This is a genomic window from Arthrobacter sp. AOP36-F1-5 (assembly GCF_058137995.1).
In genome coordinates this window covers 997,606-1,010,305 of sequence record NZ_CM176892.1, presented here as the reverse complement: position 1 = coordinate 1,010,305, position 12,700 = coordinate 997,606, and the positions used below count along the sequence as shown (strand labels likewise).

The following is a 12,700-nucleotide window of genomic DNA, read 5'->3' as shown; positions in this document are numbered from 1 at the left end:
GCGGATCACGGAATCCACTGGTCAACCGCTTATCCTCCGCGTAGCTGCCCCGGCGTGCTCACCGGAATCTCCCTGCCTAATCCTCCGGGTTCCTGCTGGCGGACTCGCGCGCTTCCCGCGCGGAGGCCACATCGTCGACGATGACCACGATATGGCGCAGGCTGGTGATCAGCGCCCCGTAGAGCGGCCACCGGCGTTGGGGAAGTTCATGGTCTTCCGACATCGTCGAGGCCAGCTCGGTCAAGCGGTCGGCGAGGGGTTCGACGTCGGCGTCGGGATCGGCGATCGATCGGCCGCAATCGCGCACCAGGGCCACCCACTGTTGCCTGAACCGCTCGTCCCATTCACCGGAGGCGTAGGTCGCGTCGCGCAGGGTGCGGGCCAGATGGCGCAGATGCGAGATTCCCTCGTCGACCCTGGAGAGGATGTGCTCGTAGCTGACCTCCTGGCTGGAGGCGGGTTTGCCGCTGGTGGCCGCACGCGAGCGGCGCAGTGCCCGCAGTCCACCCCGCGGGTTGGCCCGCCTGCTTTCCCGGGCGAAGCGGACGGACTGCCAGGCCGAGTTCAGCTCATCGGACATCGACTGGGTCTCGGAATACCAGGCGTCGGCCCGGTCGGTGTCCCACTGGTCGGAGAGTTCCTCCGCCATGTTGCCCAGCACCTCCCCCATTCGCCGGTTGATGCTGTCCACGTAGCGTGCCGCCTGCTGATCCCGCAGCGGAGGGATGATCAACAGATTGACCACCACGCCTACGCCCACACCCAGGCCGACTTCGATGATGCGGTCGAGCAAGAGGGGTTCCTGGCTGGAGAACCCGCTCCCCAGGACAAAAACCGCAGTGGTGGCGATGACCATTCCCTCGTCGCGGATCCACGTCACCTGTGCCCCGACCAGTCCGACGAGGAGGGCCAGGGCGAAGGTCCACAATTCGACGCCGAGGTAGTTGCCGATCACGAACGAGAGTCCGACGCCGATGATGGAGGCCACCGTCGTCTGAACCCCGTGGGAGAGCGAGCGATATACGGTGGCGTGCACGGTCAGCAGGGCCACCCAGGGCGCCAGGAACGGCAACGGGGACTCCAGGACATGGACCGACAACCACCACGAACCGGTCCCGGCAACCACTGATTTGAGGATCTGCAGCAGGTCGGTGACGAAGTCGGGGCGTTTCACCAGCTCCGCCATCCAGCGCCCGGCGCGTTGCATGACCCCCGCGGATGCGGCGTCGTCCCTCGTCCGGGCGGAAGCAGTCCCCGAGCCGGGTCGTCCTGTCGCAGAGGTGGACATCGTTCTCCCCTTTCGGCTGGCAGTCGACGCGATCCGCGCCGCTGAAGGCACCCCCGACACTACCTGCTGCCGGCAGCGCCCCCGGGAGGGAAAGCCATGGAGGACGCGCGGGCCTGCGGGCTCCTGGAACCGTTGACCCACCCACCGGACCGGTGCTTCACTTCAGACAGGACGTGCGGGCAGACGTGCGGGTACGCGCAGAGCCCGTCCCGCGCCGGCGTCGTCCCTGAGCCACGGACGATCCGTCCAAGACAGGTGGAGGAATGCCATGTATCAGGAACATCCCCGGGCGGATCACGGGGCATCGATCCCCGGCGATCCGACGACGCAGCCGCCCACGCAGCCCGAACCGAGCCCGAGCACCGTCCCGGCTACGGATCCGCCCACCTCACCGGAGCCTTCGGAGCCCTGGCCCGAACCGCTCATCGAACCCATCGTGGTTCCCCCGGAGCCCGAAACGGACCCGCGGCGCGAACAGGCCCCCGGCGGGTCCACGGGGAGGGCGCGGTGATGACCGAACGACGCAGGACTCCGCTGCAGCGCGCGGAGCGACGTCAAGCGGGTCCGCACGGCGGCGAGGAAGATGACTTCCGGAACATGACGCGTCGGCGCCAGGAGACCGAGGAGAAACTGCGGCGACACCTTGAAGGCGAACGCGATGGTGTGGCCATCGAGGACGACGACGAAACGCAGGAACAGGAGCCCTAACCACCTCGCAGCAACACCCGTTCGTCGAGGCCGGCCACCTACTACCGGCTTCGTCTCCGCCATGACAGTCTGAACCCATGATCACCCCCGACGGCCTCGACACGGTTGCCCTGCTCCTCATTGCCCTGCATGCCGTCGTGGGCACGATCGCCATCGTGCTGATCTCGGCCAACCGCCGCCCCTCCACGGCGGTCGCCTGGCTGCTGGTCATCGTCTTCATCCCCTATCTCGGCGCCCTGGTCTTCTTCCTCATCGGGCTCAGCCGGCTCCCCCGCAATCGCCTCGATAAGCAACAGCACGTCAACGCGTTGATCCTGGAACGCACCGAGGGCCTGCATCGGGTGGGCAACAGCGACCAGTGGCCGGCCTGGTTGCGTTCGGTGGTCACCCTCAACGAGAACCTCGGGGCCCTGCCCATGGTCGGTGGCAACCGGATCGAGCTCATCGATGACTACCAGGGCTGTTTCGACGCGATGATCCTTGAGATCGACCAAGCCACCCGCTACGTCCACGTCGAGTTCTACATCCTGGTCCACGACGACTCCACCGCACCGTTCTTCGACGCGCTGGCCCGTGCGGTGGACCGCGGGGTGACGGTCAGGGTGCTGTCCGACCATGTCTCCGGCTTCATGAATCCCCACCGCCGACACACCAGAACGGTGCTGGAACAGCTGGGCGCCGAATACCATGCGATGTTGCCGTTGCGTCCCTGGCGCGGTCAGTGGCAGCGCCCGGATCTACGCAACCACCGCAAACTCGTCGTCGTCGATGGGCACACCGGTTTCACCGGGTCGCAAAACATGATCGAGGCCGGATACCACCAGAGCAAAAGCAGCAAGCTGGACCTGCACTGGCATGAGCTGATGGTGCGGCTGGAAGGGCCTGCGGTCCGCGAGCTGGAAGCCGTGTTCGTGACCGACTGGTTCAGCGAATCCGGCGAGCTGCTCCCCCTGGACACCACCCCGGTGGTCATCTCCGAGGCACCCGGGCTCCTCGACGCCCAGATCCTGCCCAGCGGGCCCAGCTTCGAGAACGACAACAACCTGAAGCTGTATGTCGCCCTGATCCACAAGGCCGAACGGCGGATCAGCATCACCAGCCCCTACTTCGTGCCGGAGGAATCAACCTTGTTGGCGATCATCTCCGCCGCGGCCCGGGGCCTGGACGTCGAACTCTTCGTGTCGGAGATCGGCGACCAGGTACTGGTCCACCATGCCCAACGCTCCTATTACGAGGCGCTGCTGCGGGCCGGGGTGAAGATCCACCTCTACGCGTCGCCGACGGTGCTCCACGCCAAACATTTCACCATCGATGACGATGTCGCCGTCATCGGATCCAGCAATATGGACATCCGCTCCTTCAGCCTGAACATGGAGGTCTCGGTCATGATCCAAGGCGCAGCATTCGTCCGACGGGTCCGGGCGATCGAGGACGGTTATCGCACCAACAGCCGGCAGCTCGCGCTTCAGGACTGGGTCGGTCGGCCGGCCAGGGAGAAGGTCCTGGACAACTTGGCCCGACTGACCTCCTCCCTGCAGTGACGACCGCTCAGGCGGCCTTGGTGTAGCCGGCGTCGATCAGTTCCTCCACCGTTTCCGGGACCCCCGGCTGGCCGCGTTTGACGACCAGCGCCACCACCAGGGTGATGGCGGCGACCACGGTGGCACCGACCAGCGCGGCCTGGGTGCCGGGGCCATCGATGAGGGCCCCGGCCACCGCGGATCCCAGGGCGATCCCGATGAGCTGCGCCGTCGTGGTCCAGCCGAAGGCTTCGGCCACGTCGGCTGCCGGAACCCCGGCCGAGGTCATCTGGGTCAGGGCGGCAATGACCGGGGCGACCCCGAGTCCGGCCAGGAAGACCGTGGCCATGAGCCACCAGAAGTCGGTGCTGACGGTGGCCAGTGCCAGACCGATGACGACGACGACCATCCGCCGTGCCGTGCTGAAGCGGTTGATCCGTTTGCGCCCCAGGTAGAGCCCGGCGGAGAGCGAACCGACGCAGAGGACCCCCAGGATGATGCCCGACTGGGCTCCGCCTTCACCGAAGGTCGCCACGACGGAGGCTTCGACCATCGAGATGCAGCCGCAGATCAGGAAACCGATGACCGCCGCCAGGCGCAGGGCCGGCGAGCGCAGGACGGAGCCGAGGCGGCCCGTCGGCGGTGCGGCGACGGCGCGGGAGATCTGTTTGGTGGTGATGAACCAGATACCCCCGCCGGTGACGAAGGCTGCCGCCATGACCACGCCCAACGAGGTGTTGATGGTCAGGGAGACGAACGTGGTCAGCACCGGCCCGAGGATCCAGATGACCTCCTGCAGGGAGGCGTCGAAGGAGAACAGGGCGCCGCGGGCGCCGGGGGCCACCAGCGAGGGGTAGATCGAGCGGGCCGCCTGCTGGAAGGGAGGGGTGCTCATCCCGCTGATGAAGGCAATCACCGCATAGGCCATGACGGAGAGTCCGGGCAGGGCCAGCACCAGGATCGTCGACCCGGAGAGCACCAGGGTGACCAGCAGGACCCGGTGCATGCCGAAGCGGCCGAAGATCCGGCTGCTCAGCGGTCCGGCCACCGCCTGCCCGATGGCCAGTGCCGCCAGGACCAGACCGGCGGCGGTGTAGGAGTCGTGGACGTGCTCGACGTGGATCAGCGCGGCCAACGCGAGCATCCCGGCGGGAAAACGCGCGACCAGTTGCGAGACCACGACGCGGAGGACGCCAGGGGCACGGAAAAGATCACGGTAGGAAGTCATCGAACCAGCATAACGAATAGTGCACAATATTGCACTATGCAGTGCATCACTATGGGCCGGTGGTCTCTCGTTGGCGTAGAATGGTCTCCGCTCCACGAAAGGAATCCCCGTGACCGGCAATCAGGACATCGCCACGCTGATCGGCCAGCGCATCCGCGCCCGCCGGACGGCCCGCCAATGGTCCCTCGAAGAGGTGGCCACCCGTTCAGGGGTCAGCCGGCGGACGCTGGTGGCGATCGAACAAGGCCAGGCGAACCCCTCCACCGCCGTGCTTTCCGGCATTTCCGACGCCCTCGGGGTGGCCTTCGCGTCGCTGGTGGATGCCGGCGAGCCCGATGCCTTCCAGGTCCGCAGGTCAGGGGAAGGGCCGCTGCTCTGGGAGGGGGACGACGGCGGGACGGCCCATCTGGCCGGCAGCCTCGGCGGAGCCAATGTCTCCGAACTCTGGGAGTGGCGCATGGCGGTGGGCGAAACCCACCACAGCACCCCGCACCCGCCGGGGACCCGGGAACTGGTCGCCGTGCATTCGGGCCAGCTGACCCTCGGGGTCAACGACACCTCGGTGGTGTTGGCTGCCGGGGATTCGGCCACGCACGGCGGGGACATCGAGCACAGCTACAGCAATGCAGGCCGTTCGGCCGCCTCCTTCTCCGTGGTGGTGCACTATCCGGCGGCCACGGTGATGGAGGATCCCGCCGGGCCGTTGAGCCAGGCCTAGCCGCCGCCACCTCCCCACCCCTGTTCCGGGCCCGTCGAAGGTGGGACGGTGGGGACATGGAGAACACTTTCGATGTCATCATTCTGGGCATGGGCCCCGGCGGCGAAGTGGCCGCGGGCCGTTTGCTCAAAGCCGGGCTCGACGTCGCCGTCGTCGAGCGCGAACTGATCGGCGGGGAATGCGGCTATTGGGCGTGTATCCCCTCCAAGACGCTACTGCGGCCGGCGCAGGTCCGCACCGAAGCCCGCGCCACCCCCGGGGTCACGGGCGCCGAACTCGACTGGTCCGCGGCCAGCGACTACCGGGACACCATGATCCGCCACCTCGACGATTCGGCCCAGCTGAAAGGCTACGAAAAACGCGGCGCCACCGTTGTCCGGGGAGCGGGACGCTTCACCGGCCCCGGGCGCATTTCGGTCGGCGAACGGGAGCTGGAAGCCACCCACGTCATCATCGCCACCGGGACGACGCCGGTGTTCCCCCAGATTCCGGGGCTACAAGACATCGTGGCCTGGGCCAACCGTGAGATCTACACCGCGACCACGTTGCCGGCCCGTGCCGTCGTCGTCGGGGGTAGCGCCGTCGGGGTGGAGACCGCCACGTTCCTGGCCCACTTCGGGGTGGAAACCACATTGGTCCACCGCGGTTCGGCGCTCCTATCCCGCGAGGAACCGCGCGTCGGGGAACTGACCCTCGAACAGCTCGAGGGAGCCGGGGTCCGCGTCCTGCTGGACTCCTCCCCCACCCGGGCCCGACGTGAGGGTGGGGACAGCGTGCTCGAACTCGAGGGTGGAGACGTACCCGAAGTAGCCGCGGACGTCGTCGTATTCGCGACGGGCCGGCGCCCGAACACCGACGAGCTGGGGGCTGACACCGCAGGCATCACGCTGGGAAAGAAGGGCGAGATCCCGGTGGATGGCACCTGCCGGGCCGCCGAAGGCGTCTGGGCCATCGGTGACGTCAACGCGGTGCTGCCCTTCACCCATGTGGCCAAATACCAGGGCCGCCTCGTCGCCGACGCGATCCTCGGCCGCGGGCGCACGGCCCACTATGACGGGATCCCGCGGGTGGTCTTCGGCATCCCCGATATCGCCTGCGTCGGGCTGACCCGCCAGCAGGCCACCGACGAGGGCCTCTCGGTGGAATCGGTGGAACTGGACGTCACCGCGGCCCTGGCCAAACCGTGGATCGACGAACCCGCGCCGGCCGCACGGCTGGGTCTGCTCGCCGACACCGACCGGCAGGTGCTGCTGGGCGCCTGGGCTGTGGGTCCGGAGGCGGCCGAGTGGATCCACCATGCGGCGTTGGCCATTCGCACCTCGATCCCGATCGAGACCCTGCGCGATCAGGTCCCCCAGTTCCCCACCTTCCACGAGGCCTACCTGGAGGCCCTGGCCCGATTCTCCTTCTGAACCGCGGTACCGCCCCGGGTCGAAACGCTAGCCCAACCCGGTTTCGCGCAGCGTGATGTTGATGCGCCCGGTCTCCACCCCGCAGCCGGCCGGGGCGGTCCCCGGGCGCATCCTGGTCACCCCGTGGTAGGCCAGCCGGGAGGGCCCGCCGAAGACGAAGAGGTCCCCGGAGACCAGGTCGATATCCTCATACGGTTTGTTCCGGTGCTCGGTGTTCCCGAAACGGAAACGGCAGGTATCCCCGATGGACAACGAGACCACCGGCGCCCGGGAGCGTTCGTCCCGGTCCTGGTGCATGCCCATGTGCGCGGCGTCGTCGTAGTGGTTCACCAGGGCGGTATCCGGGGTGTAGGCCTCCCCGGCCCGGGGATCGCCGGTGGCCTCGACCACGGCCTTGCGCCCCAACCTCACCAGCCAGTCGGGAACGTCCAGCACCCGGTTGCCGTTGACGTCCACGGCCTCGCGCGTGTATTCATAGGGACGCCAATGCCAGCCCAGGCAAACGGTTTTCACGCTCATCTCGTGTCCGCCGACCCGGGCCGAACGGATCGGCACCGGACCGTTGACCCACTCGTGGAAACGGTCCACGATCCACCGTTGCTGGTCCAGCCGTAGCCAGCCGGGCACCCAGATGGCCCCGGGGGCCAGCTCGCGGCGCGGCCGATGCAAGAGGTCGTCGCCGAACAGCGCCTCCCCGCTCATGCGGCAGCTTCCAGACCCAGCAAGGCCTTCTTGGCCTCCAGCCCACCGATGTATCCGCCCAGTGAGCCGTCGGTGCGCACCACCCGGTGGCATGGGACGACGATCGGCAGCGGGTTTCTGGCACAGGCCGAGCCCACGGCCCGTACCGCTTGCGGATTGCCCACCGAGTCGGCGACCTGGGCGTAGCTCAGCGTCCGGCCGTAGTCGATCCGCGGGAGGTAGCGCTGGACCTCGAGCCGGAAGCCGGCTGAGAGCGACCGGTCCAACTCCAGGTCGAAGTGCCGGCGGTTCCCGCTGAAGTACTCCTCGACCTCGCGGGCCGCGTCATCGAGCCGGGCCGTGCCACTCAGGATGCGGCTGCCCAGTCGTGTTGCCAGGGAGTCGACCACGGCGTCGAAGTCCTCCCGTTCGAACGCGACCCGCACCAGTCCCCGCGCGGTGGCAGCCAGCAGCAGCGGTCCCACGGGGCTGTCGACCCTCCGGTAGGCGACGTCGAGCAGCTCGGCTTTCTCGGCCCGTTCGGCCAGCTCCGCCCGCAGGGAGGCCAGGTGCGCCGTTTCAGCGGGGATTTCGGTGTTCATCTCAGGGTTCCTTCCCGGAAGGCGTCGGCCCCGTAGGTCCGGCGCAGGGTGTTCAGTCCGTCGGCGGCGGCACGACGCACGGCCTCGGCGGTACCGCCGATCAGCTCCGCAGTTTCGGTGTGCCTCAGGCCGCCGAGATAGTAGTAGGCCACCGCGAGTCGTTGACGGGTGGGGAGTTGCCCCACCGCGGCCCAGAGTTCCGGTTCGCCCGTCCCCGGGGTGCCCCACGGGGAGGTCTGTTCGGGCAGGTATGCGGCAGGAAGTGCCTGACGGGCGCGGGCACGGGTCACGTCGAGGGCCTTGCGGTGGGCGACGGTGACCAGCCAGGCCTGCATGTTCGTCTCGGCGTCGACTCCGGGCCAGGCCTGCAGGGCGGCCAGGAATGTCTCGGACCAGGCGTCGTCGGCATCGGCTCCGGGGCCCAGGACGGCACGGCACACGCGCAGCACGGTTCTGCCATGCCGTTCAACGACGGTTTCGAAGGCCTGTTTATTCTTCATCACCCTGTAGACGCCTGACAGTGGGGAAACGTGAGATCGCCCTTCCATCGTATTCCCCACCAGGGGGGGGAAGAACGGCGGCCCGTCATCCCTGTCCGGGACCCACGGTGACCACCGGCCGGTGCGCCTGGCCGGTTCCGGGAACCAGGTCCGGTCGCTGTCCGCCGCAGCCCGCCCGGGCTTCAAAGGCCCGGGCGTAACGCAGCAGCTCGACATCGCGGTAGTGGTTCGTTGCCAGTTGGAAGCCCACCGGGAGTCCGGAGCCGCTCAATCCTGCCGGGAGCGCCAGGACGGGCAGTCCGGTGGCCGAGAGCAGGGAGGCCGAGCGCATCCAGTCCAGGTACGACGTCGCTGCGGTTCCATTGATTGCCCCGGGATAGCGCTCTCTCGCGTCGAAGGGCAGGACCTGGGCGGCAGGGCTGAGGAAGAGATCGTAGCGGAAAAAGAAGTCGCGGGTGGCCGCGGCCAGGCGGGTTCTCGCGGCCGTGGCTGCGATGAGCTCGGTGGCGGTCAGCGACCACCCGGCGTCGACGTTCCAGCAGACCTCCGGTTTGATCCGGTCGCGGTGGCTTTCCACCAGCGGGCCCAACCCTGCGGCGAAATCGGTGGCCCGGGTGCGTTCGAACACCAGGTCGGCCCCGGTGAAGTCGAGGGACGCCTCCTCGATGATCGCACCGGCCTCTTCGAAGTGGCGTAATTGGCTGTGCAGTACGTCCAGGACCTCGGCCTGTACCGGGACGTCGAGCCCGAAGTCGGGGCTCCACCCGATCCGCACCCCGCGCAGATCGCCGGGCCCGCCGGCTGGTCCCGCTCCCCCGGGGCCCTCGAAGATCCCGGCAAAGGAAGCCCCAGTCAGCGGTGCCGAGGGCAGGACGCGTTCGGAGGGGCCAGCGGTGGCCGCCATGAACAGGGCAATGTCCTCCACGGTTCTCGCCATCGGTCCGGTGCGCGAGAGCCACGCCCAATCGTTGTCGACGGCGGGCATCGGGATCACCCCGTGGGAGGGACGGAATCCGACGACGTGGCAGAACGATGCAGGAATGCGTAGCGAGCCTCCCATATCGGATCCATCACCCAGGGGTTGGATGCAGGCGGCGAGGGCTGCGGCCACCCCACCGGAAGATCCTCCGGCACTGAGTGTGGGGTCGTAGGGGTTCGTTGTCGTCCCGAAGACCGGGTTGAAGGTATGCGAGCCCGCGGCAAATTCGGGGACGTTGCTCTTGCCTGTGGAGATCACCCCGGCGGTGTGCAACCGTGCCACGATGGGAGCGTCGATGTCGGGAACGTGCTCGGCAAACAGCGGAGAACCCTGAGTGCTGCGCATCCCGGCCACGTCGTGGGTGTCCTTATGGGTCATCGGCAGTCCATGCAACGGCGGCAGGTCGGCCCCGGAGAGCGTCAGCCGGTCGGCCGCATCTGCGCGATCCAAGGCTTCTTCTGGTGCCAGGGTGACCACGGCGTTGACCACCGGATTCACTGCGGTAATGCGGTCCAACTGGGATTGCACCGCTTCCCGGGCTGAAGCGTCCCGACGGCGGATGGCACCCACCAGGGCGGTGGCTGACATCTGCTGGATTTCGTTCACAATTTCCCCGGTTTCGTGGTGGCTACCTCGACCTCCAGTCTCCACCGTTGTCCGGCCCTCGGGAACACCCCGACGGCCGGAGCGGTGCCTCGGACTCCAATCCTTGGCCTGACCTGCGGCCCGGTGTCTTGGTACGAGCCCTTCGACGTGGCAGCGTATCCCCCATGACAGGCTTACCGCGGGACCGGAACCCTGAACCGTTGGGCCTCGGCGGCATCGCTGTTTTGGCCCTGTTGCTGGCCGGCAGCGTGCTGTTGGTTGCGGTCCCGCTGGCCGTCGGTCTCGGTGCCGCCGTGGCCATTCCCGGGTTGGGCGATTTCAAACCCGGTGTGTTGGCCTGGGGCGCCGTGATTTTGATCGGCTTCCTCCTGGCGTGGCTGGTGGCCGTTGAATTCGTGGAGTTCGTTCTGAGGTCGTTCCTTCCCCGGGATCTTCGGGTGGCCCGGGAAGCCTTGTCCCTGCTGGCCGGGCTGGCGGTCTTGACCGGTTTGTTCTCCCTCGTGGTGACCTCTACGTTGACCGCGCTGGTGGCTGCCGTGATCGCCTCCCTGGTGCTGTTCGCACTGAAACCGGTCATCGACCGGCTCGAGGCGAACGCGCCCCGGTAGCCTTCCGCGGTCATGCAGGCGGGTCCCCTTGGACGACCGTCGGTTTAATGAGGTGTGGCCGATCCCCGAGGAGGGGATCGGCCACAGGAATCTGCTAGCTGGACCTACTTCTCCCAGCCGACGTTTTCCGGTTCTTCAACCTTCCATCCCGAAGGACCGAAGTTGGCCAGTCCCTTCTTCACGGCTGACATATCAGGCCCATTGCTCAGCGGCAGGGTCCCGAAGTGTTCCAAGGCCTTCGTTTCCGCCTTGCTGGCGAGCTTCAGCGCTTCGTCCTGATCGGCCACCGTGGTGACCTTCTTCATCATTTCGTCGACTTCGTCATCGCCCACGCCGGAGAAGTTGCTTTCGGAATCCGAGCAGTAGAGCTGGCAGGCCCAGGCGTAGCCGTAGGGGTCACCCTGGCTCCAGCGCATGATCACCACGTCGAAGGCACCACTGGAGAGGGTCTCGGAGAAGTCGGCGCTCTTCTTGTTGTCGATCTCCATCTTCAGCCCGGCCTTCTTGGACATCGACTGCTGGGCACGGGCCCGCGCATCGGAGATGGGGTCATCGCCGAAGTTCACGTATTTGAATTCCGCGACCTTGCCGTCCTTGGCGTAGTATCCGTCGTCGTTCATGGCCCAGCCGTTGTCCTCCATGAGCTGCTTGGCGGCGTCGACGTCGTATTCGAAGCCGTCCAGGTTGTCCACGTAGGTCGGCATCCAGGGGTAGAGCACTTCCGAGCCCGGAAGCGGCTCTTCCCAGTCCATTCCCTTATAGGCGATTTCCTGGAGCTGTTTGCGGTCGGTCGAGAGCGAGAAGGCCTTACGGGCGTAATCGTTCTCGAACAGCGGGCTGTCCTGCCCGAACGTGTAGACGGCGACGGAGCTGTCGAAGCCACGACGGAGCTGCACATCATCCATGTCCTTGATCTGCGCCAGGCGGTCGGCGGTGCCAATGCCGGTGGCGTCGATCTCGCCGTTCTGGAAGGCGTTGATGGAAGCCGAGGATTCCATCTGCTTATAGACGACCTTGTCCAGCTTCGGCTTCTCACCCCACCATTTCGGGTTGGGCACCAGGGTCAGCTCCGTTTTGGAGTGCTCATCGATCATGAAGGGGCCGGCCCGCAATTCGTTATGTGGATCGTTGACCCAGCCGGTCTTATAGAACTTTGCGTCCAGGTTCTTCGGATGTTCCAGGTCTCCGAAGAGCGTTTCATAGGGGTAGAACGACTTCTTGAAGGTGACGATGGCTTCCTTCTCGTCCTCGCCCTTCTTCACGCTCTCGATGTTCTCGTAGCCATCCGTGGCTGCGGGGTTGTATTTATCAGTTTTCCCGCTCTGGGTCTTCCACGTGGTTTCGAAGGCCTTCCAGGTGATCTGGTCCCCGTTGTTCCACTTCGCATCCGGATTCAACACGTACTTGACGGTCTCGGGATCTTCACTGACCAGCTCGGCCGAGAGCAGGTAGTCCTCATCGGGGCTGGCTTCCCCGCTTTCGGTGAAGTTCCACAGGGTCGGGGAGGTCCAATTATCGATGTCGCTGACATAGACGGAGTTGCCGTCGATGTTGAACCCGTTGAAGTTCGGGGGGATCTCGCCGATCGGCAGGGTCAGTGTCCCGCCATCCTTGACGTCGTCGCGGTCCTGCGGGTTGTTATAGAGCTGCCCGACCTCGGGCTGTGGTAGCGGATCGGTGTTGGGGGCGACACCGGCGGCCGGCTGCTTCGCCGCCGACTGATCAGCGCCATCGCTGCCGTCGCCATTATTCGCGCCACCACAAGCGGAGAGCGCGAAGACGGAAGCCGTCGCGGCGACCGCCAGGATCTTATTCATTTTCATAGTCGAAACTCCCATTCGGCTGGGGAC

General features: G+C 66.7%; 13 protein-coding genes. 5 read left to right on the top strand and 8 right to left on the bottom strand.

The genetic code is table 11. The features are described 5' to 3' along the window. Positions 1-76 precede the first annotated feature (76 nt). Positions 77-1,288 (bottom strand): FUSC family protein, encoded by a 1,212-nt coding sequence (locus AC3ZI9_RS04630; RefSeq protein ID WP_444566973.1) that lies wholly within the window; start codon positions 1,286-1,288, stop codon positions 77-79. 294 nt (positions 1,289-1,582) lie between these two features. Next, a complete protein-coding gene (locus AC3ZI9_RS04625; protein ID WP_444566972.1) occupies positions 1,583-1,714 on the bottom strand; it encodes a hypothetical protein in 132 nt (43 codons plus the stop codon). Positions 1,715-1,795: 81 nt separating this feature from the next. Between AC3ZI9_RS04625 and AC3ZI9_RS04620 the strand changes: the two genes are divergently transcribed. Both AC3ZI9_RS04620 and cls read left to right on the top strand, forming a co-directional pair. After that, the gene (locus tag AC3ZI9_RS04620) at positions 1,796-1,996 is read left to right on the top strand and encodes a hypothetical protein (RefSeq protein ID WP_444566971.1); all 201 of its coding nucleotides are present in this window, start codon (positions 1,796-1,798) and stop codon (positions 1,994-1,996) included. A gap of 77 nt (positions 1,997-2,073) precedes the next feature. Then, complete coding sequence (cls, locus tag AC3ZI9_RS04615) at positions 2,074-3,537, top strand: cardiolipin synthase (RefSeq protein ID WP_489923895.1); 1,464 nt, start codon at positions 2,074-2,076, stop codon at positions 3,535-3,537. Between the two features lie 7 nt (positions 3,538-3,544). Here cls and AC3ZI9_RS04610 read toward each other — a convergent pair whose 3' ends face one another. Then, entirely contained in the window at positions 3,545-4,744 is a 1,200-nt protein-coding gene (locus AC3ZI9_RS04610) for an MFS transporter (RefSeq protein ID WP_444566970.1), read from the bottom strand. Between the two features lie 109 nt (positions 4,745-4,853). On the opposite strand from AC3ZI9_RS04610, the gene AC3ZI9_RS04605 reads away from it, so the two are divergent. Both AC3ZI9_RS04605 and AC3ZI9_RS04600 read left to right on the top strand, forming a co-directional pair. Then, entirely contained in the window at positions 4,854-5,462 is a 609-nt protein-coding gene (locus tag AC3ZI9_RS04605) for a helix-turn-helix domain-containing protein (protein ID WP_489923894.1), read from the top strand. A gap of 56 nt (positions 5,463-5,518) precedes the next feature. Beyond that, positions 5,519-6,874, top strand: a complete 1,356-nt coding sequence (locus tag AC3ZI9_RS04600) for a dihydrolipoyl dehydrogenase family protein (protein ID WP_489923893.1) — start codon at positions 5,519-5,521, stop codon at positions 6,872-6,874. 27 nt (positions 6,875-6,901) lie between these two features. Here AC3ZI9_RS04600 and AC3ZI9_RS04595 read toward each other — a convergent pair whose 3' ends face one another. The 4 genes from AC3ZI9_RS04595 to AC3ZI9_RS04580 form a co-directional block, all read right to left on the bottom strand. After that, positions 6,902-7,576, bottom strand: coding sequence for an alpha-ketoglutarate-dependent dioxygenase AlkB family protein (locus tag AC3ZI9_RS04595; RefSeq protein ID WP_489923892.1), 675 nt, complete (start codon positions 7,574-7,576; stop codon positions 6,902-6,904). Then, positions 7,573-8,157, bottom strand: coding sequence for a methylated-DNA--[protein]-cysteine S-methyltransferase (locus AC3ZI9_RS04590; protein ID WP_444566966.1), 585 nt, complete (start codon positions 8,155-8,157; stop codon positions 7,573-7,575). The genes AC3ZI9_RS04595 and AC3ZI9_RS04590 overlap by 4 nt, the downstream gene beginning before the upstream one ends. Beyond that, positions 8,154-8,657 carry an RNA polymerase sigma factor gene (locus tag AC3ZI9_RS04585; RefSeq protein ID WP_489923891.1) on the bottom strand — a complete coding sequence of 168 codons (504 nt, stop codon included), beginning with the start codon at positions 8,655-8,657 and terminating at the stop codon, positions 8,154-8,156. Before AC3ZI9_RS04585 ends, AC3ZI9_RS04590 begins: the two co-directional genes overlap by 4 nt. 85 nt (positions 8,658-8,742) lie before the next feature. Further along, positions 8,743-10,224 (bottom strand): amidase, encoded by a 1,482-nt coding sequence (locus AC3ZI9_RS04580; RefSeq protein ID WP_489923890.1) that lies wholly within the window; start codon positions 10,222-10,224, stop codon positions 8,743-8,745. Between the two features lie 182 nt (positions 10,225-10,406). Here AC3ZI9_RS04580 and AC3ZI9_RS04575 point away from each other — a divergent pair, with 182 nt between their 5' ends. Then, positions 10,407-10,850, top strand: coding sequence for a hypothetical protein (locus AC3ZI9_RS04575; protein ID WP_489923889.1), 444 nt, complete (start codon positions 10,407-10,409; stop codon positions 10,848-10,850). Between the two features lie 104 nt (positions 10,851-10,954). Here the strand turns inward: AC3ZI9_RS04575 and AC3ZI9_RS04570 are convergent, their stop codons facing one another. Next, positions 10,955-12,667: an ABC transporter family substrate-binding protein gene (locus AC3ZI9_RS04570; protein WP_444566962.1), complete on the bottom strand. Its 1,713-nt coding sequence runs from the start codon at positions 12,665-12,667 to the stop codon at positions 10,955-10,957. Positions 12,668-12,700 lie beyond the last annotated feature (33 nt).

Coding starts and splice junctions, on each gene's coding strand:
- AC3ZI9_RS04630 (WP_444566973.1), bottom strand. CDS start 1,288: ATGTCCACCTCTGCGACAGGACGACCCGGCTCGGGGACTGCTTCCGCC.
- AC3ZI9_RS04625 (WP_444566972.1), bottom strand. CDS start 1,714: ATGAGCGGTTCGGGCCAGGGCTCCGAAGGCTCCGGTGAGGTGGGCGGA.
- cls (WP_489923895.1), top strand. CDS start 2,074: ATGATCACCCCCGACGGCCTCGACACGGTTGCCCTGCTCCTCATTGCC.
- AC3ZI9_RS04610 (WP_444566970.1), bottom strand. CDS start 4,744: ATGACTTCCTACCGTGATCTTTTCCGTGCCCCTGGCGTCCTCCGCGTC.
- AC3ZI9_RS04600 (WP_489923893.1), top strand. CDS start 5,519: ATGGAGAACACTTTCGATGTCATCATTCTGGGCATGGGCCCCGGCGGC.
- AC3ZI9_RS04595 (WP_489923892.1), bottom strand. CDS start 7,576: ATGAGCGGGGAGGCGCTGTTCGGCGACGACCTCTTGCATCGGCCGCGC.
- AC3ZI9_RS04590 (WP_444566966.1), bottom strand. CDS start 8,157: ATGAACACCGAAATCCCCGCTGAAACGGCGCACCTGGCCTCCCTGCGG.
- AC3ZI9_RS04585 (WP_489923891.1), bottom strand. CDS start 8,657: ATGAAGAATAAACAGGCCTTCGAAACCGTCGTTGAACGGCATGGCAGA.
- AC3ZI9_RS04580 (WP_489923890.1), bottom strand. CDS start 10,224: ATGTCAGCCACCGCCCTGGTGGGTGCCATCCGCCGTCGGGACGCTTCA.
- AC3ZI9_RS04575 (WP_489923889.1), top strand. CDS start 10,407: ATGACAGGCTTACCGCGGGACCGGAACCCTGAACCGTTGGGCCTCGGC.
- AC3ZI9_RS04570 (WP_444566962.1), bottom strand. CDS start 12,667: ATGAATAAGATCCTGGCGGTCGCCGCGACGGCTTCCGTCTTCGCGCTC.